The 23,729-nt window shown below is 68.2% G+C and carries 18 protein-coding genes; 6 read left to right on the top strand and 12 right to left on the bottom strand.

The annotated features are described in order from the left end of the window. Positions 1-3: 3 nt before the first annotated feature. The 5 genes from V1J52_RS11915 to V1J52_RS11895 are packed head-to-tail and all read right to left on the bottom strand — an operon-like array spanning position 4 to position 6,272. Entirely contained in the window at positions 4-1,632 is a 1,629-nt protein-coding gene (locus V1J52_RS11915) for an aminotransferase class I/II-fold pyridoxal phosphate-dependent enzyme (protein WP_330139687.1), read from the bottom strand. Next, on the bottom strand, positions 1,629-1,889 hold the full coding sequence (locus V1J52_RS11910; RefSeq protein WP_330139686.1) for an acyl carrier protein: 261 nt from the start codon (positions 1,887-1,889) through the stop codon (positions 1,629-1,631). Before V1J52_RS11910 ends, V1J52_RS11915 begins: the two co-directional genes overlap by 4 nt. After that, entirely contained in the window at positions 1,886-2,248 is a 363-nt protein-coding gene (locus tag V1J52_RS11905; RefSeq protein WP_330139685.1) for a RedY/HapK family protein, read from the bottom strand. The genes V1J52_RS11910 and V1J52_RS11905 overlap by 4 nt, the downstream gene beginning before the upstream one ends. A 14-nt stretch (positions 2,249-2,262) precedes the next feature. Next, the gene (redW, locus tag V1J52_RS11900) at positions 2,263-3,423 is read right to left on the bottom strand and encodes an L-prolyl-[peptidyl-carrier protein] dehydrogenase (RefSeq protein WP_330139684.1); all 1,161 of its coding nucleotides are present in this window, start codon (positions 3,421-3,423) and stop codon (positions 2,263-2,265) included. Further along, a complete protein-coding gene (locus V1J52_RS11895) occupies positions 3,423-6,272 on the bottom strand; it encodes a beta-ketoacyl [acyl carrier protein] synthase domain-containing protein (RefSeq protein WP_330139683.1) in 2,850 nt (949 codons plus the stop codon). Before V1J52_RS11895 ends, redW begins: the two co-directional genes overlap by 1 nt. Positions 6,273-7,156: 884 nt before the next feature. Between V1J52_RS11895 and V1J52_RS11890 the strand changes: the two genes are divergently transcribed. Continuing rightward, positions 7,157-9,178 (top strand): TolB-like translocation protein, encoded by a 2,022-nt coding sequence (locus V1J52_RS11890; RefSeq protein ID WP_330139682.1) that lies wholly within the window; start codon positions 7,157-7,159, stop codon positions 9,176-9,178. A 71-nt stretch (positions 9,179-9,249) separates the two neighbouring features. Here V1J52_RS11890 and V1J52_RS11885 read toward each other — a convergent pair whose 3' ends face one another. From V1J52_RS11885 to V1J52_RS11855, 7 genes are all read right to left on the bottom strand, one after another. Continuing rightward, on the bottom strand, positions 9,250-10,497 hold the full coding sequence (locus V1J52_RS11885; protein WP_330139681.1) for a cytochrome P450: 1,248 nt from the start codon (positions 10,495-10,497) through the stop codon (positions 9,250-9,252). After that, the gene (locus V1J52_RS11880) at positions 10,487-11,617 is read right to left on the bottom strand and encodes a radical SAM protein (RefSeq protein WP_330139680.1); all 1,131 of its coding nucleotides are present in this window, start codon (positions 11,615-11,617) and stop codon (positions 10,487-10,489) included. The genes V1J52_RS11885 and V1J52_RS11880 overlap by 11 nt, the downstream gene beginning before the upstream one ends. Positions 11,618-11,641: 24 nt before the next feature. After that, complete coding sequence (locus V1J52_RS11875; protein ID WP_330139679.1) at positions 11,642-13,015, bottom strand: wax ester/triacylglycerol synthase domain-containing protein; 1,374 nt, start codon at positions 13,013-13,015, stop codon at positions 11,642-11,644. A gap of 99 nt (positions 13,016-13,114) precedes the next feature. Beyond that, positions 13,115-13,357, bottom strand: a complete 243-nt coding sequence (locus tag V1J52_RS11870) for a hypothetical protein (protein ID WP_330139678.1) — start codon at positions 13,355-13,357, stop codon at positions 13,115-13,117. Beyond that, positions 13,354-14,229 carry an alpha/beta fold hydrolase gene (locus V1J52_RS11865; RefSeq protein WP_330139677.1) on the bottom strand — a complete coding sequence of 292 codons (876 nt, stop codon included), beginning with the start codon at positions 14,227-14,229 and terminating at the stop codon, positions 13,354-13,356. Before V1J52_RS11865 ends, V1J52_RS11870 begins: the two co-directional genes overlap by 4 nt. 301 nt (positions 14,230-14,530) lie before the next feature. Then, the gene (locus V1J52_RS11860; RefSeq protein WP_330139676.1) at positions 14,531-14,887 is read right to left on the bottom strand and encodes an acyl carrier protein; all 357 of its coding nucleotides are present in this window, start codon (positions 14,885-14,887) and stop codon (positions 14,531-14,533) included. Between the two features lie 52 nt (positions 14,888-14,939). Beyond that, complete coding sequence (locus V1J52_RS11855) at positions 14,940-15,863, bottom strand: LnmK family bifunctional acyltransferase/decarboxylase (RefSeq protein ID WP_330139675.1); 924 nt, start codon at positions 15,861-15,863, stop codon at positions 14,940-14,942. Positions 15,864-16,689: 826 nt separating this feature from the next. On the opposite strand from V1J52_RS11855, the gene V1J52_RS11850 reads away from it, so the two are divergent. The 5 genes from V1J52_RS11850 (at position 16,690) to V1J52_RS11825 (ending at position 23,586) form a co-directional block, all read left to right on the top strand. Then, a complete protein-coding gene (locus tag V1J52_RS11850) occupies positions 16,690-18,456 on the top strand; it encodes a fatty acyl-AMP ligase (protein WP_330139674.1) in 1,767 nt (588 codons plus the stop codon). After that, positions 18,453-19,445, top strand: coding sequence for a beta-ketoacyl-ACP synthase 3 (locus V1J52_RS11845; RefSeq protein WP_330139673.1), 993 nt, complete (start codon positions 18,453-18,455; stop codon positions 19,443-19,445). The genes V1J52_RS11850 and V1J52_RS11845 overlap by 4 nt, the downstream gene beginning before the upstream one ends. Positions 19,446-20,269: 824 nt before the next feature. Then, complete coding sequence (locus tag V1J52_RS11835; RefSeq protein ID WP_330140097.1) at positions 20,270-21,136, top strand: replication-relaxation family protein; 867 nt, start codon at positions 20,270-20,272, stop codon at positions 21,134-21,136. Positions 21,137-21,500: 364 nt separating this feature from the next. Continuing rightward, positions 21,501-23,021: an MFS transporter gene (locus V1J52_RS11830; RefSeq protein ID WP_330139672.1), complete on the top strand. Its 1,521-nt coding sequence runs from the start codon at positions 21,501-21,503 to the stop codon at positions 23,019-23,021. Continuing rightward, positions 23,008-23,586 carry a TetR/AcrR family transcriptional regulator gene (locus tag V1J52_RS11825; protein WP_330139671.1) on the top strand — a complete coding sequence of 193 codons (579 nt, stop codon included), beginning with the start codon at positions 23,008-23,010 and terminating at the stop codon, positions 23,584-23,586. Before V1J52_RS11830 ends, V1J52_RS11825 begins: the two co-directional genes overlap by 14 nt. Positions 23,587-23,729 lie beyond the last annotated feature (143 nt).

The raw sequence follows: 23,729 nt of genomic DNA, 5'->3' as shown, positions 1-23,729 counted from the left end.
CCCTCAGCCCGCAGGAGGCAGAACGCCGGTCTCGCGGCCAGCCTCCGTGAAGACGCCGACTGCTTCGGCCAAGTCCTCGGGCGTGTGCTCCGACGTCACGCTGATGCGCAACCTGGCGTCACCGAGCGGAACGCCGGGGAAGACGACCGTTTGGCAGAACAGGCCGCGGGCGCGCACGGCACGGCCCATCGCCATGGTCCTGCGCTCATCGCCTATGACGATGGGGAGGATGGCGCTCTCGGTATTCTCCAGGTCGAAGCCCGCCTCCGCGAGCATGGAGCGCAGAGCGTGGATGTTCAGCCACAGCCGCTCGACGCGCCCCGGCTCCGACTCGATGACATCGAGGGAGGCGATGAGGCCGGCTGCGACCCCGGCGGGGATGTTCGCCGCGAAGACATAGGAGTTCGAGTAGAAGCGCAGGTACTCGATCACGTCCTCCTCGCCGACGACGAATCCGCCCATGCCCGCCAGCGCCTTGCTCATCGTGCCCAGTTCAAGGTCGACTTGCCCCTTCAGCCCGAAGTGCTCCGCCGTTCCCGCGCCGCGGCTCCCCAGCACGCCCGTGGCATGGGCGTCGTCAAGCAGGATTCTGGCCCCGTACTTCCGGGCGAGGGGCACGATCCGGGGCAGGTCGCAGATGTCGCCGTGCATGCTGAACACGCCGTCCACCACGATGAGCTTGCCCGCTGCCTCCTGAGCGCATCGCTCCAGCACACGTTCCAGGTCGGCCATGTCGTTGTGCTGGTAGATCCGACGGGCGGCCCCGGACAGTTTGCAGCCGTCGACGATGCTCATGTGGTTCAGCTTGTCGACGACGACTGCGTCATAGGGCTTCGCCAGCGCGGATATGGCTCCGAGGTTGGCTGAGTACCCGCCGGGGTACACGATGCAGGCAGGGCGCTGTTTGAAGGCCGCGAGACGTGCCTCCAATTCTTTGTGGAGACGGTTGGTTCCTCCGATGATGCGCGAGCCGGTGTGAGTGGACCCGTAGGTGCGGGTGGCGTCGCAGACGGCGTCGAGTACCTTGGGGTGGGTGGCCAGGCCGAGGTAGTTGTTCGAGGCGAACATGAGAAACTCGCGTTTGCGGCCCGTGGTTTCGTCGAAGATGACGGTGCGACTGCCGGAGCGCGAGTGGGCGGGCATGCCGTACCAGTAGAGCTGCTCCTCTTGCCGCTTGCGCAGGTGCACGGCGAAGTCGCGGGCCTTGGCGAACAGGTCGGAGTCCCGCTTCTCCCGGAAGTCCTTCATGGAGAGGCCGTCCCGGCCGTCGGCGGCCGCCTCCCACCGGGGCAGCCCGGCGGCGGCTGGGGCGTGGCGGTCCACGGCACGGTCAGGCGGGGTATCCGGCGTGTACGGCACGGTGTCCGGTGACCGTGGTGCGGCGTCCACCGCTGCGTCGAGCAGCTCCTGAACGGTCGCCAGGGCCGACGGCAGGTCCGACATTAGGTTCAGCCGCTCCTTGACGGAGACGAGGATCTCCTCCCGCATGAGCGAGTCGATGCCGAGGTCGCCTTCCAGCGTGCTCTCCGGCGTGATCCGGGACCTGTCGTAGAGTGTGATGGAGGCGATGATGTCAATAACTTGTCGACGCAGGTGAGGCATGTCCTCCCAAGCCTTAGAAATCTCTGTCATAACTGGTCCTTTCCCTTTTGTTGCAGGCGTACGACCAGGGCGGCGATCGCTTTGACGTTCTGGAAGTTGTCCGGTGACACCTCGCGGAGAGGTACAGTGATCCGGTATTCGTCCTGTAGGTGGTGCACCAGTTCGAACATTCCCGATGAGTCGATGATGTTGAGTTCGATAAGCGGGGTCTTCTCGTCGAGCCCGTCTGGATCTCCTTCCAGCCAGGTGTCGGCGACGTAGGAGATCAGATGTTTTTCGATGGTCATTGCTTCCTCTGGATCGTTTGCTTGCCGCAGACGACACGGTCGGCTGTATACCCGGGTTCGATCCGCTCTCCGGCCCACTCTTCGACCACTTCGGCCATGACGTCGAAATCGTCGGCCAGGCGGCGGAACGTCTCGGTTTCCATGTCCCGGCTGAAGTCCGACCTGCTGGTTACCGCGATAACCTCGAAGTAGTGCACACCGGATCCTTCATCGGCGCTTTCTGCCATCCTCTGCACGCTGAAGGAGATAACGCCGGGCAGGTGCTGGCAGGCTTCGTAATCGGTTTCCCTCACCCACTCCTCGAATTCATCCGAATCGGAGCCTCCTCGAAGTCTGATGCGGTGGACGATTATTTCCACTTTCCCCTCGCTGATCAGGCGCGGCTGCGGGGGGACCTTCCCCCGAGTCCCAGGGCGCGCGCGATGTTGTTCTTCTGGATCTCGTTGGTGCCGGAGAAGATCCGGGCCGGAAGCGCGTCTCGGAGCGCGGTCTCCGCTTGGCCGTGGAGGACGCCGAGTCCGCCTTGGATCTGCACAGCGTCCAACCCCGCCTGCACTGCCGCCTCGCTGACTGCGAGCTTGGCCAGGGCCGGCGCGACCTCATCCGTGCTGCCCCGGTCCAGGCCCCATGCGGCCCGGTAGAGCATCAGGCGCGCCGTCTCCAACCGAACAGCCATGTCGACGATCCGGTGGCTCACCGCCTGGAAACCACCGATCGCGGTACCGAACTGCTGTCGCTCGTTGGCGTAGGCGATGGATGTCTCCAGAACTCGCCGCATGGTACCGAGGTACAGGGCGAACAGGCACGTGCGTTCCCAGGCCATCGAGGTCCTGAAGACCCCGAACCCGCCTCCCTCCGGACCGAGCATCTGACTTGCCGGTACCGTGCAGTCGTCAAAATGCACGTCCGCCGTGGGCGAACCATCCAGCCCCACCTTCTCGTAGCGCTTGCCCACTGTGAGCCCTGGTGTGCCGGCCTCGACGACGAACGAGGTCAGTCCGAAGCAGCCACCGCCGGGACGGGTCGCCGTCTGTACGATGAAGACGTCGGCCACGGGCGAGTTGGTCGTGAAGGACTTGTCCCCGTTGAGCACGTAGGCATCCCCACGGCGTTCGGCGCGCGTTCGCATGCTCAGGGCGTCCGAGCCGGCCTCCGGTTCGGTGATGCAGTGAGCTGCTATGCGCTTGCCGGAGCACAGCAGGGGGAGCCATCGCTGTTTCTGCTCCTCGGTGCCAAATTCGACGATCGGCGTGAGGCAGGCGAACACATGCGCCCCCAACGAGAAGACGAATCCCGTGTCCATGCAGCCGTATCCGAGCGCCTCCATGATCGCCGCCGCGGTGACGGCTCCCTGGCCAAGTCCACCGTATGCGCTGGGAACCACGGTTCCCAGGGCTCCCTGTTCGCCCACCAGGCGCCAGCGCCGCCGGAATCCATCAGGCTCGAAGGCATCGGGTCCCGCCAACCTGTTCCGCGCGAAATCCGCGATCGTCGCGCACATCTGGTCCGTCTGTGCGTCGAATTCGAAATTCATCAGGAGTCATCCCGGTGTTCATCGATGAGTAGGTGGTAGTTGATGCCTCCGGTGCCGAAAGAGCTCACCGCAGCGCGTCGCGGTCGTTCGGGCACGGCGGGCCACGGTAACGACTCGGTTGAGACGACGGCCGGAATCGCGGCGAGGTCGAGCGCTGGATTGACGACCCGCAAGCCGGTGTTCGGCGGCAGTGTTCCGGCGCGCAGGGCCTGCAGGACGCGCAGTAACCCGGCTCCACCAGCTGCGGCGAAGGTGTGTCCGAAGAAGGATTTAGCGGAGCCGATCGACAACGGGCGTCGCCTTAAGGGGGCGTAGACCTGGGACACCGCCGCGATCTCGGCGCGATCGCCTACCTTGGTCCCGGTCCCGTGAGCCTCCAGGTAGTCGATCGTCTCTGGGGCGAAGTCGACCTGCTCGAACGCCCGCCGCATGGCCTTGGCCTGGCCCTCGACATCCGGCGCGATCAGGGACCGGGCGTCGCTGGAAGCCCCGACGCCCCTGATCACGCCCAGGATCGGATCGCCCGCACGGCGCGCATCCACGTACCGCTTGAGGAGGAACAGCGCACAACCATCCCCTGGTGTGAACCCGTCGGCGGCCGCGTCAAAAGGCCTGATCCGGTCGTGCGACAGCAGCCGCAAGGAGGAGCACAGAACGAGATCGAGGACGTTGCACGGCAGCTCGACCCCACCGGCCACCGCGTAGTCGACGGTGCCGCCACGCAGGGCGCCGATCGCAACATCCAGCGCGGCCAGTGAGGAGGCACAGGCCGCTTCGACCGCCACGGGGACCGCGTTCAAGCCGTACTCGTTCGCCACGAGCGCCGCACTGCCGCTCGCCAGACAGCTGTCGATCAGCGTCGGGGACCACAAACCGCTCAGCCCGGCGAAGTCAGTGCGCGCCTTCTCCCGCAGCGCCTTCTCCTCGTCCTGGGAAAGTCCCTGGGGAAGGGCGAGTGCGGCGACGGCCGACTCCAGATCTTCCACCGCCAACGCACTGTTGGCCTGGCGCTCCCGCAGCAGGCTGAGGTTACTGCCCATGGCGACCAGTCCCGGGCCTTTGAGTGCGGAAGCGTCGTAACGGGAAAACACTTCGTTTGCAACAGCCAGGACGGTGCGCTGCGCCCCGTCCAGCTCCGCGTACCGGCGGGGGTCGATGCCCAGGCCGTGAGGCGGCGTGACGGGGACCTCCACTGGGGCGACCTGGTCCGAGTAGGTTTGCAGAAGACTGAGCTCTCCGGCCGAGTAGTACAATCTCCTATTCAGCAGGGCCTCGGGAGCGGACTGCATTCCGTCACGGCCGGAAAGGGTCGCGCGCCAGAATGCGTCGGCGTCCGGAGCACCCGCGAAATACCCGCCGTGCGCGAGGACCGCGATCGGCTCCGCACCGCTCGCCCGCCGCCTTGGCTGGGCCGGAGCAGGAGGAAGAGGGATCGGACCTGTGGCGTTCCGGGGGTGCTCCTCCATCACCAGGTGACACAGCACGCCAGTTACGGAGGCGCCGTTGACGGCTGCGCGGCGCGGAACGCCGCAGGAGTCCGGGCCCCAGCCCTCCGCGTGGCGGGGAATGCGGAATGCGGCCCCGAAAGGGCCGGTTCCTGGCGCGCGTTCATCGTCCAGGGAGGGAGGAATCGTACGGTGGTACAGGGACAGCGCCACCTTGGAGACACTCGCCAGACCGGCGTTGGCCAGAGTGTGTCCGAGCCGGTCCCGCACGCTTCCGACCGCCACGGCGCCGCCCGCTCCGCGTCCGAGCACTTCGGCGGCCCCGGCCGTCTCGGCCTTCGTCTCGTACGCCGCGCCGGAGCCGACGCTTTCCAGATACCGGACGGAGCCGGCGGGGACGGCCGCGGCCCGATACGCCGCGCGGAGGGTGTCCTCCCAGAGCTTCGCCGACGTCGTTCGGCGGAAAGGCCCCGGGCGCGCGTCCTGCCGTACGGCGCAGCTGCGGATCGTGGCGTAGACCCGGTCCCCGGCCTGCACGGCGCTGGACAGGCGTTTCAGCAGCAGCGCGCCGACGCCCTCGCCCAGGGTCGTGCAGCACCCACGCGTCGAGAGGGGGTCGGAGCACGGTTCGAGGAGCCCTTTCGTCCGCAGCGCGTGCGCCAGCAACCCGCTCTCCCGGACCTGCCCGGTCACCACCAGGGCGGCGTCCGCACCGCCGCCCCTCAGACAGGCGAGGGCATGCGCCAGCGCGAGGAACGACGTGGCGTCGGCGGCCTCACACACAACGGCACGCCCATGGAGCCCGAAGGCCGTCGCGATACGGGCCGGGATGGTGCTGACCATCTCGCCCACCCGGTCGTAGGCCGATCCCCCGAAGCTCCGCAGCAGCGACTGCCGCGCCTCCACCACTATCGGCTCGACGAGTTCCTGTCCGCTCGGGGCGCACCCCCGCACCAGTCCGTCGATGTAGCGGACGCCCTCAATCCGGAGCGCGTTGGCGTAATGGCGGTCGGTCCCGAGGCAGGCGCCGACGACGACGTCGGTCCGTTCGCCGGGCAACGCCCGTTCTGTGCCACCGGTGGCGTCCTCCACGCACCGCCCCGCCGCTTCCAGCATGAGGATCTGCAGACGGGCCATGGACCTGGCCTGGGCGGGCGGGATCCCGAAGCGCGCGGGGTCGATGTCGAGATCGTCGAGACCGATCCCGGCCGCCCAACCGGGGTCCCATGACGGGTCGTCCCGGGGATCGCAGCTTCTGTCCGAACGTGGCGGTGAGCTCGCACTGATGAGGCTCCAGTAGTCCTCGAGGCTCCGCGCCGTGGGATAGAGGGCAGACATGCCCACGATAGCGACGGGCTCCGCCTTCTCGGGACTGCAGTGGATATCATGCGTTTGCAATATCACTATGCGGTGGTTCCTCCCGTGTGACCCCGCCCGCTCGGGTGTTCGCCGACGATGCTGCAGCGTTCTCAGGTCGACTGCGCCCCATCTGCTCCTCGGCTTCCGGTCCACGAAAACCGAAATCGCGCAGGGGGGATCGGCCAAGACGTTCGGTCGCCCAGAACAGCCGTCGTTAGGTGCTGGGATCCTCTAGCGTGGTCAGCGGAGATACGTCCGGCAAGAGCGTCACGGCGCCACGCCCCTGACTTTCCCACAGCACTACATGAAACTCTTCCCTTCCATGAGTTGCTCTGCGGACGCCTCCGAACCCTGTCGGATCACGACACCGAAGTTCGCCGGAAAGCCGCTCCTTCATGTATGCCCGAGGCAGCCGCGCGACACCACCGCTTCCCGCCCGGGAACTGTCAATTTGAGGAGTGATCTTGACGAGGACACGGCCGCGCCCGTCCGGCGCCGAGCGGGCGATGCCTCAACTGGCGGGCAGGTACTCCGAGAACGGCCTTGGGACTGTTGGGCTAGCATGTTGGGGTGCCGCGTATGCAGAATCGGGCACGGAGGTCCATCCCTCTGCGTCGACCACGAACGCGGTCCTGAATCCGTGGAAGGCGACGGTGGCATGATCCGGTCGGGTTCCCGCCACCCAACCATGACCGACCCTCCAGACTCGACGTCTCACCACCCCTACCTGGCACGGACTTGTGAGTTCACCGTCATTACCGCCGGGCACTTGCGAACACCGCCAAGCGGATCTCTTCCAGGAGTGAAAAAAGAAAGCGGGCACTGGGGAGTGACACGGCGTCCGTTGTGCGCTACACCGAGAGCCAGGCACCGGTATTGACGCGGGCGGTCTCCGTCGGGGCTCAGCGGCGTCCACCAAGGAGGCGGGCATGGAATTGTCGATCGGGCCGGGGAGCCGGGCTTACACGCGCCGCCGGAGCCGCTCACGACTTCCAACGGTGCTACTTCTCACGATGGTGCTCTTGTGCGTTGCCTCCGTCCCGGACACGGTGGTCGCGGACGACGCCGTTCCGGTGGCGGGGGTGCCGCCCTTCTACGCGGTGCAGCGCGACGCCGTGGCGGTGCCCGACGGGGTGATGCCGTGGGGGCCCACATGGTTCCCGGACGGTCGGCACATCCTGTTCCAGGACTACAACGGCGGCCGGGAGTGGATCGCGGACAGGGACGGATCGAACGTGCGCTGCCTGACCTGCTCCATGCCCGACCATCCCGGCATCATCGGTGGGTTCGCCTACGTGTTCCCCGGTGACGACCGCATGTTCCTGGCCAACGAGCTGGGTGACAGGGTGCAGGTGCTCGAGTGCGCCCCCAGCCTGCTCGACTGCCGCAGCCACCAGTGGCTGCCGGTCGACCTGACCGCCGACGTCACTCCCGGCCAGACCAATCTGGGGCGGCGCACCTATCATCTGGCACCCGACGGGGTGCACCTGGGATACTCGATCACGCGCCCGGACGGGCTGGTGATGATCGTCGGAGCCCTGGTGCGCGGCCCGTCGGGTTACCGCCTGAGCGAACCGCGCGTGATCAATCCTCCCGGCCCCACCGACCCGACCGATACCGACCCCGACGGGTGGGCGAACGGCGGATCGCTCCAGGAGCTCAAGTCGTTCGCGGACGGCGGGCGATCAGTCATCGTGCTGGCCGCCCAGCCGGGAGGCATTCCGCAGCAGCAGAAGATCGACCTGCGCACCGGCCGGGTGACGCGGCTGACCGGGTACCCGGACTGGAACGAGGACGGAGCTCTCTCCCCCGACAACAATTCCCTGCTGACGGCGTCGTGGCGCACGCAGAATCGTATGACAGCACTGGGCCTGATGCCGCTGCCCAGGCCGTTCATCAACCTGTCCCAGGCCATCGTGGCGATCTACTACGTCTCCAGCCGCCCCGGCTTCGCCTGCGATCTGAGCCCGTGGCTGCTGCCAGCCCGAGGGGACAGGAACGGGCGCCTGGTGGGCCAGCCGCTCAATCCCTACGGCGGTGGCACAGACATTCCCGCCAACAACCTCTCGGGCCAACAGGTCTGGAGCCCGGACTCGACCCGGGTCCTGCTGCAGGGACGGTCCCTGATTCCTCCGGCCGCCGATGCCAACAGCTACGTACTGCAGAAGGGAACCGCTCCCAGCAAGCTGCTCATCGCCCGTATCAGCCGCCCGGCCACCGAACCGGTGCCCACCGTGACCACGGCCGTCGGACCCTGGGCGCCCACACCCCAGGCGTACCGGTCCAGCTACGACATGCCCGGAAAGCACGTCGTCAACGGCCACAGCTCCGGCACCGCCGTGATCAGCATCGGCGGAGACATCACCGGCGGTACTTTTTCGGTGCGCTACCACGACTACAGCGACGACGGCGTCTACTTCCTCAACGGCACACAGAGCGTCACCGGCAGCGTGACCACCGCGGTGGCGATCGACGACGACCTGACCGCGACCGACGCGCGGGGTGACAAGGCCGGTCATCTCAAGGCCACGCTGCGGTACCGGCAGATCCTGCCCACGCCACGGAACGGAGACCCGGGCGTGGAGAAGAGCGGCACGGTCTCCTCTACGTGGCTCGGCAAACACGCCAGTGGACTGCCCACGGTCGGCGCCTGCCCCGACAGCATGCCACGGCCGTCGCAGCTCGCCCTGACGGCGACAGCGCGCCCGGCCCCGGGCCACCTGACGGTCACCGCCCGGGTGACCGCCGACATCCACGGGGACGAACGGCCCGTCCAGGGAGCCACCGTCCGCATCGGCGCCCACACAGCGCTGACCGGCCCCGACGGCACCGCCACCCTCACCGTCCCCTGCGGCACGACGCCCGACCGGCGAGCGACGGCCGAGGTCACCGCGACCGCCGGAGACACCTTCCTGCCAGCCAGCACGACCATCACACCGCCGGCCGCATGACCGGGCGATGCCGGCCGGGGCGCCGACGTCGCCGAGCGATGCACTTCGGAGCACGACGGACGGCGGTGCCCTCAGGAGCGGGCGGTGAGACGGACTGGCAGTCGGGCGGGGCCGTGCAGGACGCGTGACGGTCGGGGCGTGATGGCCCCTGCAAGTGTCGCTTCGGGGTAGTACTCGAAGAAGCGGCTCAGTACCGTCCGGGCTTCGGCGCGGGCGAGGGACACGCCGAGGCAGTAGTGGATACCGGCTCCGAAGGTGAGGTGTCGGCCTGCCCCCGGTCGGTGGACGTTGAACTCGTCGGGGTGTTCGAAGACGGAGGGGTCCCTGTTGGCGCCGGCGAGGAGGACGACCACCGGCGTTCCCGCGGTCACCCTGTGTCCCTGCACGTCAGTGGTGCGACGCGCTCGGCGTACCACGTACTGCACGGGTGAGGAGTGACGCAGGGTCTCCTCCACGATGGCCGACCAGTCCCCGGCGGAGCGTTCCTTCTGGTGAGGGTCCAGCAGGAGGGCGCACAGGGCGTTGCCGATGAGGTTGACGGTGGTGACGAATCCGGCTAGCAGCATCATGCCGCAGGTGGCGATGACGTCTCGCTCGCTCAGCCGGGTGGGACAATGCGCGGCCAGGCCGGTCATGAGCCCTTCGGCGTTGTCCCGCTCCGCCCAGGCGTGCCGACGGAAGTACCGCGTCATCTCCGTGTAGACCCGGCGAGTGCGGCGGAAGTCCCTGGGACTTCTCGGCCCGTCGAGGGTGGCCGCGACGTCCCTGCCCCATCGGGTGAAAAGAGGCACGTCCTGTCTCGGCACCCCCAGCAGACGGCAGACGGTGGTGATGGGCACGGGCTCGGCGAGTGTGCCGACGAGGTCGACGCCGTCCTGGCCGGCGAGGGGCCGCAAGCAGTCGTCGACATCCTCCTCCATGTGTTCGATGAGTTTCTTCAGCCGGTCCGGTGAGAACCAGGGTGTGACGGCGGCGCGCAGCCGGGTGTGCCGCGGCGGGTCGAGGGAGAAGAACGCCTCGTCGAGCGGGTGGACGAAGTCCTCGTCCATCCGACCGCCCTTCTGGCCGGAGACCATGGTCGGGACGGCTCCGAAGTCGCCGCTGCGCAGGATGGCGTTCGCCGTCGACCACGTGGCCGTGAAGAGCAGACCGCGTCGGCTGCGAACCAGCGGGCCCCGGGAGCGGATGGCCGAGTAGGCCCCGTAGCCGTCGGCACCAGGGCGCAGCCGCAGGATGTGGGCCCCGGGGTCGCCCCGCAGATGATCCTGGAACAGGCGGAGCCGGTCTGTGAGGAGGGCCAGTCGGGTTTCACTCGGCATCGGCCACCGCCTCCGCCTGCGTACGGTGCGCTGTGAGTCGGTAGGGGGACCAGTAGTACTGGCGGTAGAAGTTCTCCGCCATCTCCACCCACGTGCGCAGCTGTTCCGTGTCCTCTAGGAAGCGGTGCATGTTGACCAGCATCCAGCTCCACATCGCCTGGCTGTCCCGGCAGCCGCCGCAGTTGCCCGAGGTGCAGCAGAACTGGACGGTGTGGTCGGCCCGGTAGGTGTTGAAGCCCCGCAGCACCGGATTGCCGTTGGCGAGCCGTTCGGCGTGCGCCTCATGGCTGACGCTGATGCTGGGGCAGGTGTCGTACCCGAAAGCCCCCCAGTGGCTGCGGCCCCGGACCAGGGCGTCGAAGTAGTAAGGGTGGCCGATGACTGTCTCCCGGTATGCCTCCCATACGCGGTTCATTTCGTTGATGAGGAGATCGCCCTCCTGCAAACCCGTGGGGTCGTCGGTTCCATAGTCGCTGTAGAAACCGAACACGACCTGGTTGCCGTTGTCCCGGATGGCACGGACGGTCGGTTCGAGGTGGGGGAGGCCCGGCTCACTCACGGTGTAGACCCAGACCACCCGCGGGTCGTGCTGGTAGGTCCTCAACCCGAGGTCGAACAGGCCGGTGACTCGTCGACCGTTGGGCCGGCGCCCGCGCAGTTCGTCGTCGATCGGGCCGCCGCCCCACAGAGAGACGAAGACCTGGACGTTCTCGAATCCTTTGTACGGCACCGGCCTGGTTCCGTTGCTGACCACCGACACGTACGGGAAGGTCTCGGTGAAGACGGCGATGCGGTCCGGCACCAGTGCCGGTTCTCCGCCGATGAGCAGGACGTTGGTCGTTCCATCGGAGCGCAGCTGCCGGGCGAACCTCCGGAGTTCCTCCGGGTCGCGGACCTCCTCGGCGGCTTTGTCCAGGTCGTGCTCGAAGAACCAGCACCCCTTGCACCGCAGGTTGCAGGCGTTCGTGATGAAGACCTCTGCGCTGCGGACTCGCGCGGAGAAGCTCTTGACCGCCTGGAGACGGTCGCGCAGTCCGTGATCGGAGCGGGTCAGTTCGTCTACGCGTTCCAGCACGCGGTGTCGGCTGGGACGGATATCGATGTCGAGAGCTCGTTCCATGGTGCTCTCCTTTCGGTGATGTGGTCAGGCGGAGGCGAGACGGAGGACGTCCTGGACGTTCCGGCGCAGCAGCTCTGCGAAGGCGGGCAGGTCGGTCACCGCTGCCGGGTCCAGGTGGACGTTGAGAGAGCACATTGCGTTGTGGGACATGAGGGAGGAGATGCAGCCGCTGTTGCCGCGTGGCCCGAAAGCGAGGCAGGAGACGATCTCAGCGCCGGCGACGTAGGCCGGCCGCAGGACACCGGGCATGCTGCTGGGCACGACGTCGATACCGGCGGCAAGCCGACGTACGACCGCGGTGAGTAGAGGTGGCGGGACGAAAGGCAGCAGTTCCGCCAGCGTCGGGAGGACGTGCACCATGCTCGATGAGCGCGACTCCTGCAGGAACCGGTGTGCCTCGCGGATACGGGCGCCGAGGTTGGCAGCAGTCAGAGGAACGGAAAGGAAGGCCGTCCCCACCATGTTGTTGCCGACGTGCCCCCCACTGTGCCTGAGATCGACCGGGACGGCTACCGACAGGGTTTCCTGGCTGATCCCGCGGTGACGGTGGTAGTCGGCGTACGTGGCGAGCAGGACCGCGATGTACGTGGACGTCACTGAGGCGCCGACGCTCTTCCCCGCTGCCTTGAACTGCCCGAGTGGCATCTCGACCGACTCGTAGCGGCGGCCCAGTGAGCGGTCGGCCAGCAGCGGTGACGGGGAGGGCACCTCGATGCGGTGCAGCTCACACAAACCTGCCCGGAGGGCGTCGGGGGCCTGAGAAGGGTGTGCTCCCACACGCCCCAGCGCAGCAGCGACACGTGCCAGGGCCGTGCTCGTCTGGCGGGACAGCGAACGCGAACCGTGCAGGAGAGCCTGAGCTTGCCGCATCCATGTCTCCGCCGGACCGGGCCGCCGCCGCAGCGGTACTACGGGCGCCGGGGCGGCTTCCCGCGGCGCGCTGCGGGATGTGGGAAGCACGGCGAGCATGGCCTCGCGCAGTCCTCCGCCGTCGGTGATGCAGTGGTGCACCTTGACCACCAGAGCCGCCTGATCCTCCTCCAGCTCCTCCACCAGTACGGCCTGCCAGGGCGGACGGGCGGGGTCAAGGGCAGCTGCGCCTACCCGTTCTGCCAGATCGAGTAGCTCCCTGCGCCCGCCAGGTGAAGGCAACCGGAGGCGCTGCAGGTGGTGGTGGACGTCGAACGCCGGGTCCTCCTGCCAGGCGTCCCAACCCCATTTCCAGGGCGCGTCGACTACTCTCGCTCTCAGCCGGGGAAGCATGCGGGTGGCCCGGTCGAAGCAGGCGAGAAGTCTGTCCCAGCGTGGTGTTCGGTCCAGCACCCAGACCAGCATCGCGTTCGATCGCAGAGCCGGGTCTGTGTCGAGACGCCAGAACACGGTTTCCAGTCCGTTCAACGCGGCCGTCGCCTCCCAGCCCGGGAGGTCCTCAGTGTGAGCGTCGGCAGGCATGTCTCCCTTTCCGCGCGGTGGAACCGTTGACTTGTCGATCGACCGTCAGCCGAACGGCGTGATCTCGGCGCTGGTGGCGACCGGTGCGGACGGCGTGCCCGCTTCGGCGCCGGCAGCCTGGATGGCCCAGTGCAGGAGCAGGCGCGGTAGTGCGTGAAAGGTCGCGCCGCCGAGTTCTCGTTCGAATGCTTCGCTCTGCGTCGGTTGCACAGCGGCCCGGATCTCGTCGACGGTCGAGGGCACATCGACCAACTCACCATCACTGAGCGCTCTCAGCGGCGGGTTCACTTGACACCCCGTGGTCCGGTGCACTCCACGGGCGGTTTCAGCCTGTCCGTACCAGTAGTGACGTGGCTGTTGTCGTTCAGGAACGAACGGACGACCCTGACGAAGTCGCCCGCTACATCCAGCTGGGGGCAGTGGCCAGCCGGGAGCAGGTTGCAGTCGCCCCGCGGCAGGAGAGAGGCGGAAGCGGCCTGCCACACGGGTGCGAGACGATCGCCGACTCCCCAGACCACCAGGGTCGGCATATCGAGGTGCGGCAACTCAGGCCTCAGGTCGTAACGCTGACCGAACGGGGTCAGGACGTCCGCGAGCACGGCAAGGGATGTACGCACGAATTGTGGGTCTCTTGCCCGCTGGACCCGGTCCTTGTACCACAGAGGGGGGATCTTCCACGGCTGGTATGTCGTGCTCAGCGCGCTCCCGATCGTGTTGATCAGCGGAGCGCCGGGGAGCTGGCTCATTGCGAGGACGATGCGGCGCATCACAGGAAGGCTCGTCAGGATCTGGAGAGGATTCGCCGCGCGCCCCAGGCCGCCGGAAGACACCAGAACCAGGCGCTCGACGTTCCGGTGCACCGAGCGGGCCACGTGGATGGCTACCATCCCCCCGAAGGAGTTGCCGACGAGGACGTAGTCCTTGAGGCCGATGCTGGCGGTAAAGGACTCGACGAAGGCGGCGTACCGTTGAGGGGAGTAGGCATCAAGAGGCGGTGTCTTGCCGGAACCGGGCATATCGAGGGCGAATACGTGGTGGGTGTCGGCAAGCTGCCGCATCACCGCGATCCAGTCGAAGGAGCTGCCTCCGGCCCCGTGCAGCAAGAGCAGATCTGGGCCGGAGCCGGACTCCAGATAGACAGTGAGGAGTCCGTCGACCACGGTTCGACGCTCGTGGATGCCAAGGGGTGGAGGAACGTGTGTGGACACGGTTCTCTTCTTCCGGCAGAAGGGAAGGGACTGGCTCTCATGGCCCGAGTGCGGAGTGTGGTTGCCTTCGGGGCCATACGGGGGGCCGCGCAGCAGTCGGTGGCCGGGGAGGTACACGCCGATGGCTGGGCGTGTCGTTAACAGCCAGCGGATACGGGGACGGACGCCCGGAGGGGGCGAAGCACGGCAACGGGCGTCAGCGCGCTGCTGCGTCGGCATAGGACGGGTACATCACCGTGGCGGCGGCACTTTCTCAGGGGTCGGCCTGATCGCTTGCCGAGTGGAGGTCGCCGTGAAGGTGCTCATCGTCTGCCTCAGGGCAGGGGAGCCTCGTCTGGTGAAACAAAAGCCGTGTGGGAGGGGGGTTGAAGGCGAGGATGCCCTGAACCAGTGCTCCGACCGTTGGCGCGCTCTCCAGCGAGGGATCTGGAGTCGGCAAACCCAGGTTGTCGGCCGCATTGCACAGAATCTCGACACGGTCGACGGAGTCAGCTTCCAGTTCCTCCCAACTGCTGGACAGGGTGATCTGCGTGGCGTCGGCCGTGGGCAGGACCGCGGTAATGGCTTCGTGGACGGCACGTGTGACTTGCGCCGGAGTGAGTGGCGGCATGGCACTGGATTCCTTCGTACGGCTGGACGAGTCGGCGGTGGCAGTGGCTGTGTCAGGTGGGTGGTGGCAGCAGACGGACCGAGGAGACCGCCATCAGGTGGCCGGTGGCCGCGTCAGTCAAGGAGACGTCCGCGGTCTCCTGCTGACTGGTCTCGTGGCGCCAGAGACGGACGTCGAGCTTGAGACGGTCGCCCGGGTCGGCGTTGGAGAAGTAGCCGATGCGGTGATCGAGTAGATGCCGACGGAGGAAGTCGTGGTCGCTGCGACCGAGCTCATGCCACAACCGCAGCAGGGCGGTGTCGATGATGGCGAAGTAGGACGCGAAGTAGAGCAGGTCGGCACCGTTGAGGTCGCGGGCGGCGTCAACGGTGTAAGAGGTCTGGAAGCCGGTGACGGCCAGGCGGTGATCGGTGATTCCACCGGGGTGGAAGGTGCCGTGATGACGGGCGTGGCCGCAGTCGTTCCTCGGGGAGTGACGGGCTGGCAGGGTGGGCAGGCCGGCGTCCTGGAAACCGGTCGGCACGCGGGAGAGCAGCTTGTGGTTGGTGCCCGTGGCGCTGCGCGAGACCCACCGGTTGAAGGTCTCGATGTAGATGCAGTCTTCGCGGGGCCGCACGTGGAACTCGCCGGGGTGCAGAGCGGACAGGTCGCTGTCGGGCGGGGCTAGACGGTGGAGCGTGACGACGGACTGGCTGCCTGCCTGGTAGACGCGGCTTTCCAGGTCGAACTCATCGCCGAACGCGATGCCGTAGGGGTGGACTAGCGCGCTGGCGCGCACCCGGAAGTAGGAGAAGGCGAGGTAAGAGGGGCGCCCGTCGGGTGTACGCGCTCGAAAGGTGTTCAGGGAGCACGCGGCGCCCACCGCCTGCCATGTCCAGTCCCCGGCCTGCCCGAAGAACAGGGGGCCGGGGCCGCACATGGCAGGGGTGGCGACGACTCGGTGGCTGAGCGCGGGCAAGGATGCAGTACGGGACATGGTGCGGCGAGCCTCCGCGTGTCGAGAGCCGCCCAGGTGTGCAGGCGACCGCTGCTGCGAGCGTTCATGACCGAGTAAGTGGTGTGATCGCACGACGCGCCAGCCGTGTGGTGTGGAGGAGCACGGCGCTGGTGCGCCCGAGCAATGGGCGAGCGGCGGTCAAGCCGCCGGCGAAGGGCCTGTCGGGCGGAGGAGGGTCTTGATGAATGTCTGACCGAATGCACCGGGGCGGTGATCTCCTCCCCGTCACCTACGTGCATTCCCTATAGCCACGTCGCCTACCCGGCGCATGGGAGGAAACCGACCGCGTACCCGGAAGACAGTGAGAACTCGCACGATCCGCGCGCCCTCACTCTGCCCTGCGCCCCACACTCGTACGCCCGGGCACACAGCACGGCGGAGCTCAGAGCGTTGCTGCAGGTCGTGCAGGGACGGCGTGCGGAGGAAAGCCAGTGATACCGATGTGTTCCTTCCGCCCCCGGATGACGTCTTGCTGGCTGGGGGAGAACAGCGGAGGCTTTGCATGGAATTCCTTCTGTCGTAGCCGCGACGGTGGGCACGAGCACACGGGCGTCACGGGCCTGACCGTTGCCCAGGGTTCGGCATCCGGGCGGGCGAGCCCTTTTCCACGCACCTGGGAGAAGCGAAGGAAACTTCGCTGAAGCCCGGGAAGATGCCCGCACCGGATGGCGCCTGGAGTGTCGGAGCGGCCGTTGGCATAGGCCCCCGATCACCCGGATTGCTACTACTTCGATAGGACGACAGTTTGGTGATCTCCTGCGGCCGGGGAACGACCGCCGCACACGCCAGGACAGTAGTCGACCTCTTGCAGGAGCAGGCCGCAAGGCAGCCCGACGAGATCGCTTACGTCTTCCTCCGCAACGGAGAGGACCAAGCCGAGTCGGTCACCTACCGGCAGCTTGAGGCCGCAGCGCGCATCCGCGCGGCCGCCCTGCGCTCCAGCGGGCTGACGGGCGGACGGGTGCTGCTGATGTACCCCGCCGGTCTGGAGTTTGTCCGCGCCCTACTGGGCTGTATGCGCGGCCAGGTCGTCGCAGCCCCCGTACAGGTACCCGCCCGGCGCGAACACCTCCGTAAGATTCGGCGGATCTCCGAGGACGCCGGCACCTCCGTCGTGCTGACCACCACGGGCGTCAAGGCGGATGTGGAGGGGCGTTTCACCGGCGCGCCCGAAATGGCGGGACTGACCCTCGTACCGACCGATGACGCGCAGCCGTCCGGGATCGCGGCCGAACCCGGCACGGCACCGGTAGCGGGTGATATCGCACTGCTGCAGTACACCTCGGGATCGACGGGGGAGCCCAAGGGTGTCATGATCCGCCACGCGAACTTCCTGTCCAACGCTGTGCAGACTGAGCAGCAGCGCCCACTGGGGAGCGGGGGCCGAATGGTCAGCTGGCTGCCGAACTTCCACGATATGGGCATGATGTTCGGAGTCGTGCTGCCACTATACGCAGGCGTACCGTCGTACTTGATGGCTCCAGCGGCGTTCATCCGCCGCCCGGCCCGATGGCTGGAGGCCATCGCCCGCTTCGGTGCCACCCACAGCGTGGCACCCAGTTTCGCCTACGAGATGTGCGCACAGGCCGCACGCCGGGGTGACATGACGGAAGTGGGCGACCTGTCGCGGTGGCGCTTCGCCGGCAACGGTGCCGAACCGGTGCGCCACACGGCGATCGAAGCGTTCTGTGCAGCCTTCGAGCCTCACGGATTCGGCCGGCACGCCATGTGCCCGGGATACGGACTGGCCGAGAACACTCTGACCGCGACCGCTACCCCGGACGGGCACCGGCCCACCATCGCGTGGCTGTCCGCTCAGGCACTGCGCGCCGGCCGCGTCGAACCGGCGGTTCCCCGTTCTCCCGGCGCCAGTGCAGTCGTCAGCTGCGGAACCCCTGTGCCCGGCACGAGCGTGATGATCGCTGACCCGGTCACCCGGCAGCCTGTCGGTGAGGGCCGGGTAGGGGAGATCTGGCTGGCCGGACCGTCGGTGGCCGCCGGCTACTGGCGCCGACCGCACGACAGCGAAAGAGTCTTCCACGCCCGGCCGGCACACGACCAGGACTCCCACGTCCCCCCGCAGACCCACCACCAGCCCTCTGGCTACCTGCGCACCGGTGATCTGGGGTACTTCATGGCGGGAGAGCTCTACGTCACCGGACGCCTCAAAGACGTCATCGTCCGGCAGGGACAGAACCACTACCCGCAGGACATCGAGTTCTCAGCCGAGCGGGCGGTGTCCGGACTGCATCCGAACTGCGCGGCGGCCTTCTCCCTGGACGACGGGTGGCACGAGCGCCTGATCGTGGTGGTCGAGGCCGACGGCCGGGTGCTCCGGGAGACCGGCCCCAGCGGTGTGTGCGACAAGGTCCGCCGCATAGTCCACGCAGCACACCGACTGCCGGTCCACGAGGTGGTCGTCGTACGACGCGGAGCGCTCCCGAAGACCTCCAGCGGCAAGATCCAACGGCAGGCGTGCAGACAGGCCTACCTGGACGGCCACCTGCACTCACTGGTCCCCCGCCCCGATAACATGACTCCGCACTCCTCTCCACAAGAGGCGGAAGGGTGACGCTCCGCACCCGCCGCCCACACGCCGGAGCCAGGATCGCCGCAGTCGGCGCCTACCGGCCCTCCCTCGAGGTGGGCAACGACGAGATCGGCGCGCGCCTCGGTGTCAGCCCGCAGTGGATCCAGCGACGTTCCGGGATCACGACACGGCGTTTCGCGGGAGAGCACGAGTCCGTCATCGCCATGGCGGTCGAAGCGGGCCGCAAGGCACTGGCCCAGTGCGGCACCGACCCCGCCGACCTGAGCCTGGTCATCCTGGCGACCACCTCCTTCACCGAACAGGTTCCGGCGGCGGCTCCGCGCATCGCTCGGAGACTGGGAGCGTCCACCGCGGGCGCCGTCGACCTCAATGCGGCTTGTGCCGGCTTCGGGTACGCGCTGGCTCAGGCCGACGCCCTCGTGCGGTCCGGTGAAGCCCACAGCATCCTGATTATCGGCTCGGAGAGAATGAGCGACCTGGTCGATCCGTGCGATCCGGACACCGCGTTCCTGTTCGCGGACGGCGCCGGGGCCGCTGTGGTCGCTGCCAGCAACGCTCCCGGCATCGGCCCCGTGGTGTGGGGAGCCGAAGGCGACCGGCATCAGCTCGTCACCTGCGGCCCCCAGCCGCCGAACCGCGCACCTGATGCGTCCCGGCCCGCGCTGCGCATGGCCGGACTCGAGCTGTACCGATGGGCGACGACCCACCTGCCGGACATCGCCCGTCAGGCTGTCGAAGCCGCAGGACTGCGCCTCGAGGACATAGCGGCCTTCATCCCGCACCAGGCGAACGCACGCATCATCGACACCCTCGCCTCCGCCCTGGCCCTCCGGCCCGACACCGTCGTCGCCAGGGACATCAGCGAGGCCGGCAACACCTCAGCCGCCTCCGTCCCCCTGGCCATGGACGACCTGCTGACCAGGAACGCCGTCGCCAGTGGTGACCGGGCCCTGCTTCTGGGCTTCGGCGCCGGACTCGCCTACGCAGCACAGGTCGTCACACTGCCGTGAGCCCCAACGACGGCGAGTCCTCCCAGAGCTCCTCGCGCAATCGTGGTGGAGGGCGAGGACGGCTTGGCTGCAGGAACTCCTGGACGAGTGGAATATCGCCCACTGGCAGAACCGGCCGCACGACGGCCTGCGCGACCCCGCCCACCCGGGCCGGCTGTTCACCCCGAACCAGAAGCGCGCGGCGCTAGTCGAGGCCTGCGGTTACGTCCCCGTTGCGCTCACCGGTGAGGACTACGTCGAGCTGCTGCCCTCGGACTGGCGGGCGGTCAACGACTACGGAATCCGGGTCAAGAACCGGATCTACGACAGCCCCGGCCTGACACCGATACGGCGCAGACTCCGGAATCCGTGCCAAGCGCGGGCTCTGGGAAGTCCGCCGCGACCCCTGCGACGTGTCCCCCAAGGAGCACGTGTGGTGCTGGTCACGGAAAACCATCCTGGTCAAGGCGTTTCTAGGGCACAGAAGACACCGATCGGTGCTGAACGTCAGACAGCGGACAAGGGGTCCTTTCCGACGGTGGCTCCGGCCCGTGCGCAGATCCGCGTGCGGGCCGGACGACCGCCGACCCGGCCGCGTATGGCCGGAGAAACCCGAGGACGCGATGACCACCGCACCCGACCCGCACGCCCCGCCGGCCCCGGCGGCCACCGCTGCGACGGCGGGCCCTGCGGCGGGCCCTGCGACAGGCCCCGCTCCCAGCCCCGCAGCTCCCAGCCGCTGTCTGACGGTTGTTGCTGACCAGGTCCCCGATTCGCCTGCCCCGGCCGGTTGCAACTCCTCTACTCCCAGTACTGACGTACCTGGAGAAGCGTCCCGGGCCCGGATGGCCGCGGCGACGAAGGCCGGTGCGGACCTCCGCGGCGAGGTCCTGCTCACCCTCGCCCAGCTGCGCCTGGCCACACCCCGCCAGCTCAAGGCGCTGCTGCTGCCCCACCAGCAGGACACCGACCACGTCCGCCGCGCGCTGCGCAACCTGCTCGCCGAATCCCCGGCCCTGGTCGGCCGGACTCACCGCGCCCCGCAGAGCTACTGGTACTGCACCCCGGCGGGCCTCGCCGAAGCAGCCGCCTCCGGTGAGCTCGCGCCCACAGCCGGCCGGACGACGGGCAAGCGCATCGCGGCCAGCAAGACGGGCCTGCGCGAGCACGGCCTCGCCCTGGTCGACACCGTCATCGCCTCCCACCAGGCGCAGGTCGCCGACCACGCCGACTGGCAGGTCGAAGTCGCCCACCCCACCCCGGCCCGGAACCTCGTGCCCGACGCCGTGGCGCTCCTGGCAGGCGGCTCCCACGTGTTCGTGGAGATCGACCGCACCATGTCCTACGCCCGCCTGCTCGCCAAGCTGGAGCGCTACGACACCTACCGCAACGCACCGCCCACCGGGCGCGGGAACGCCGCCCGCACTCCGCGCTCCCACTGGCAGGAGACCTACGCCGGGCCGTCCCTGGAGCGGCCCTTCCCGCCGCTGCTGTTCGTCTTCACCCCGGCCCCGCGCCGTGCGGCCCCGGAGACGAGGGAGGCCGCCTTCCACGACCGCGTCCGCCGTCTGTCGAACGTGAACTACCGGATGACCGTGGCGACGACGACCCTGCACCAGCTCACCCATGAGGGGGCCGACCGGCCGGTGTGGCAGGTCGTCGGCCACGGTGAGGACCGGCGGGCGCTGACCGCGCCGCCCAAGCCGCGGTGAGCACAGCGGGCCCGGCCTCCACCCAGGCCGGGCCCGCCGGGCCTGGGTGGAGGCCGGGCCCGCTGTTCGTGGTCCGTCATCGGTCCTTCTTCCCGTCCAGGAGCTGTGGGACAACCGGGAGACGGCGCTCGCCGCGCTGGAGCCCGGCGGGAACGGTGCGGCCTCCGTCCTCACCGTGGACAGCGTTGCGTACATGGTGCTCACCCGCGAGCGCCGGGAGCCGATGCGCGAGTGGGTGGGTCCGCTGCACGATGCACTTCACCAGCCGCTCGGGCTGGCGGAGCAGACCGTCCCGCGCCGCGGAACACCATCAACAGACCATGCAGCTTGTCTAACAATCCATCTGGTCTGTTAGATTGTTCGGGTGACCGATTTGAACCTGACGCCGCGGCTTGCCGGCCCCCGCGAATGGGCCGCCCTCGTCGTGCTCGTGCTTGTCGTGATGCTGCTGGCTATCGACGGCACGGTGCTGTATCTCGCCGTTCCGTCGCTGACCGCGGACTTGTCCCCGACGGCCACCGAGGTGCTGTGGATCGGTGACATCTACGCGTTCGTGCTTGCGGGGCTGCTGATCACGATGGGCAATGTCGCTGACCGGATCGGCCGCAAACGCCTTCTGCTGACGGGGAGCGCGGCGTTCGGTGCGGCGTCCGTGCTCGCGGCGTTCGCGCCCAACGCGGAGGCCCTGATCGCGGCCCGGGCCCTGCTCGGTGTGGCCGGGGCCACGCTGATGCCCTCGACCTTGTCGATCGTGCGGTCCATGTTCCTCGACCCCGTGCAACGGACCCGCGCGATCGCGCTCTGGTCGGTCGGTGCCACCGCGGGGGCCGCTCTGGGGCCATTGGTGGGCGGCGTCCTGCTGGAGAACTTCTGGTGGGGCTCGGTGTTCCTGATCAACGTGCCGATCATGATGCTGGCGCTGGTCGGTGGATGGTTCCTGCTGCCGGAGTCCCGCGGCACCGTCGGCCACCGGATCGACCTGACCTCCGCGGCGCTGTCGATCCTGGCCATCGTGCCCCTGGTCTATGCCGTCAAGCGCTGGATCGGCACCGGACCCGACACGCTCATGCTCCTGGCCGCCGCCGTGGGACTGTTGGCCGGCTGGGCCTTCCTGCGCCGACAGTCACGCCTGGCCGTTCCGTTGCTGGACGTCTCGCTGTTCCGGCTCCCCGCCTTCGCCGGCGCCGTCGGTGCGAACGCGCTGGCCATCTTCGCCTTCCTCGGCCTGCTCTTCTTCTTCTCCCAGTACCTGCAGATGGTGCGTGGCTACGGGCCCTTGCAGGCCGGCCTCGCAGAGCTGCCCGGGACCATCGCCTCCATCGCAGTCATCGCCGTCATCGGCTTCCTGGTCCTCCGGATGGGCGCCGGGCGCTCCATCGGCTTCGGCCTCGGCCTGGGGGCGCTCGGTCTCGCCGGGATCGGCGCGACCGCGCCCTGGGAGTCCTACTGGGGACTGGGAGCCTCACTGGCCGTCCTGGGCCTCGGGATCGGGATCGGGATGACGCTGTCGACCGACTCGGTGGTCAGCGCGGTGCCCAAGGAGCGGTCGGGCGCTGCGGCCGCCATCGCGGAGACCGGCTACGAACTCGGCGGTGCCCTCGGCATCGCGGTCCTGGGCTCACTGCAGACGGCGATATACCGCTCCCGGCTGGAGCTGCCGCAGAACCTGGACGCGGCGGAGCGTGCCACCGTCAACGAGTCGCTGGCGTCGACGCTGGCCACGGTCGATGACAGTGCGGTCCTCGCTGCCGCACGGGACGCGTTCGCCTCGGCGATGCAGATGACATCATTCATCGCGGCCGCCCTGCTGCTGGTGGCGGCTGTGATCGCTTGGCGGGTCATCCCGTCGACTCGTGTGGGGAAGGTGCACCATGACGCTGCCTGAACGAGAGCTGGTGCGCGACCGTGAGCGCACACGCCGCGCGGTCCTGGAAGCGGCGGAGCAGGCGTTCGAACAGCGGGGGGCCAAGGCCACCCTCGCGGAGATCGCGGCGCTCGCCGGAGTCACCAAGAGCGGACTGATGCACCACTTCAGGACCCGCGAGGAGCTGATCAGCCAGGTGATCGAGCACACCATCAGCCGGTCCTGGGAAGAGGTCCGTGCCCACATCGATCTCGCCGAGAACCGCCCCGGCAAGTTCACCCGCGGATACGTACGCGCCTTCACCGGCGGGAGCGAATACCTCACCCGCGTCTTCAGCCCCAGCGGCCTGCTCGCCGCACTGGGCACCCTGGAAGTCGCGGAGTCCGCCGAAGCCCTCCAGCAGGCCGACGCCCGCGCCTGGAACGAGGCGTTCGACGCCGACGGCCTGCCACCAGGACGAACACTGGCCATCCGCTACGCCGCGGAAGGACTGATCGCCGCCGTGAACACCCCGTACCTGACCTCCGACCAGCTCGCCCAAGCCCGCGCGGAACTGCTGATGCTCACCGAACCGGGGCAGGCGTGAAGCCCGCGATCTGAGACCTAGGTGGCGAGCCGGGCGAGTCGCTTGTCACAGCAGAGGACGGCGGCGAGTTTGAGAACGGCCAGGCAGGCGCAGTGGTGGTGTCCGTAGCCGTGGTAGGCCGCCGGGGGGACGCCCGCGATCCC

Source organism: Streptomyces solitudinis (assembly GCF_036323765.1).
Taxonomy (GTDB): domain Bacteria; phylum Actinomycetota; class Actinomycetes; order Streptomycetales; family Streptomycetaceae; genus Streptomyces.
Note: the sequence above shows the minus strand (reverse complement) of the source record. Positions and strands in the feature narration are given on the sequence as shown.

Bases quoted from the DNA above. Each gene is read 5' to 3' on its own strand.
- redW (WP_330139684.1), bottom strand. From the start codon at position 3,423: ATGAATTTCGAATTCGACGCACAGACGGACCAGATGTGCGCGACGATC.
- V1J52_RS11885 (WP_330139681.1), bottom strand. From the start codon at position 10,497: ATGCCGAGTGAAACCCGACTGGCCCTCCTCACAGACCGGCTCCGCCTG.
- V1J52_RS11890 (WP_330139682.1), top strand. From the start codon at position 7,157: ATGGAATTGTCGATCGGGCCGGGGAGCCGGGCTTACACGCGCCGCCGG.
- V1J52_RS11880 (WP_330139680.1), bottom strand. From the start codon at position 11,617: ATGGAACGAGCTCTCGACATCGATATCCGTCCCAGCCGACACCGCGTG.
- V1J52_RS11835 (WP_330140097.1), top strand. From the start codon at position 20,270: ATGGCCGCGGCGACGAAGGCCGGTGCGGACCTCCGCGGCGAGGTCCTG.
- V1J52_RS11915 (WP_330139687.1), bottom strand. From the start codon at position 1,632: ATGACAGAGATTTCTAAGGCTTGGGAGGACATGCCTCACCTGCGTCGA.
- V1J52_RS11855 (WP_330139675.1), bottom strand. From the start codon at position 15,863: ATGTCCCGTACTGCATCCTTGCCCGCGCTCAGCCACCGAGTCGTCGCC.
- V1J52_RS11910 (WP_330139686.1), bottom strand. From the start codon at position 1,889: ATGACCATCGAAAAACATCTGATCTCCTACGTCGCCGACACCTGGCTG.
- V1J52_RS11860 (WP_330139676.1), bottom strand. From the start codon at position 14,887: ATGCCGCCACTCACTCCGGCGCAAGTCACACGTGCCGTCCACGAAGCC.
- V1J52_RS11825 (WP_330139671.1), top strand. From the start codon at position 23,008: ATGACGCTGCCTGAACGAGAGCTGGTGCGCGACCGTGAGCGCACACGC.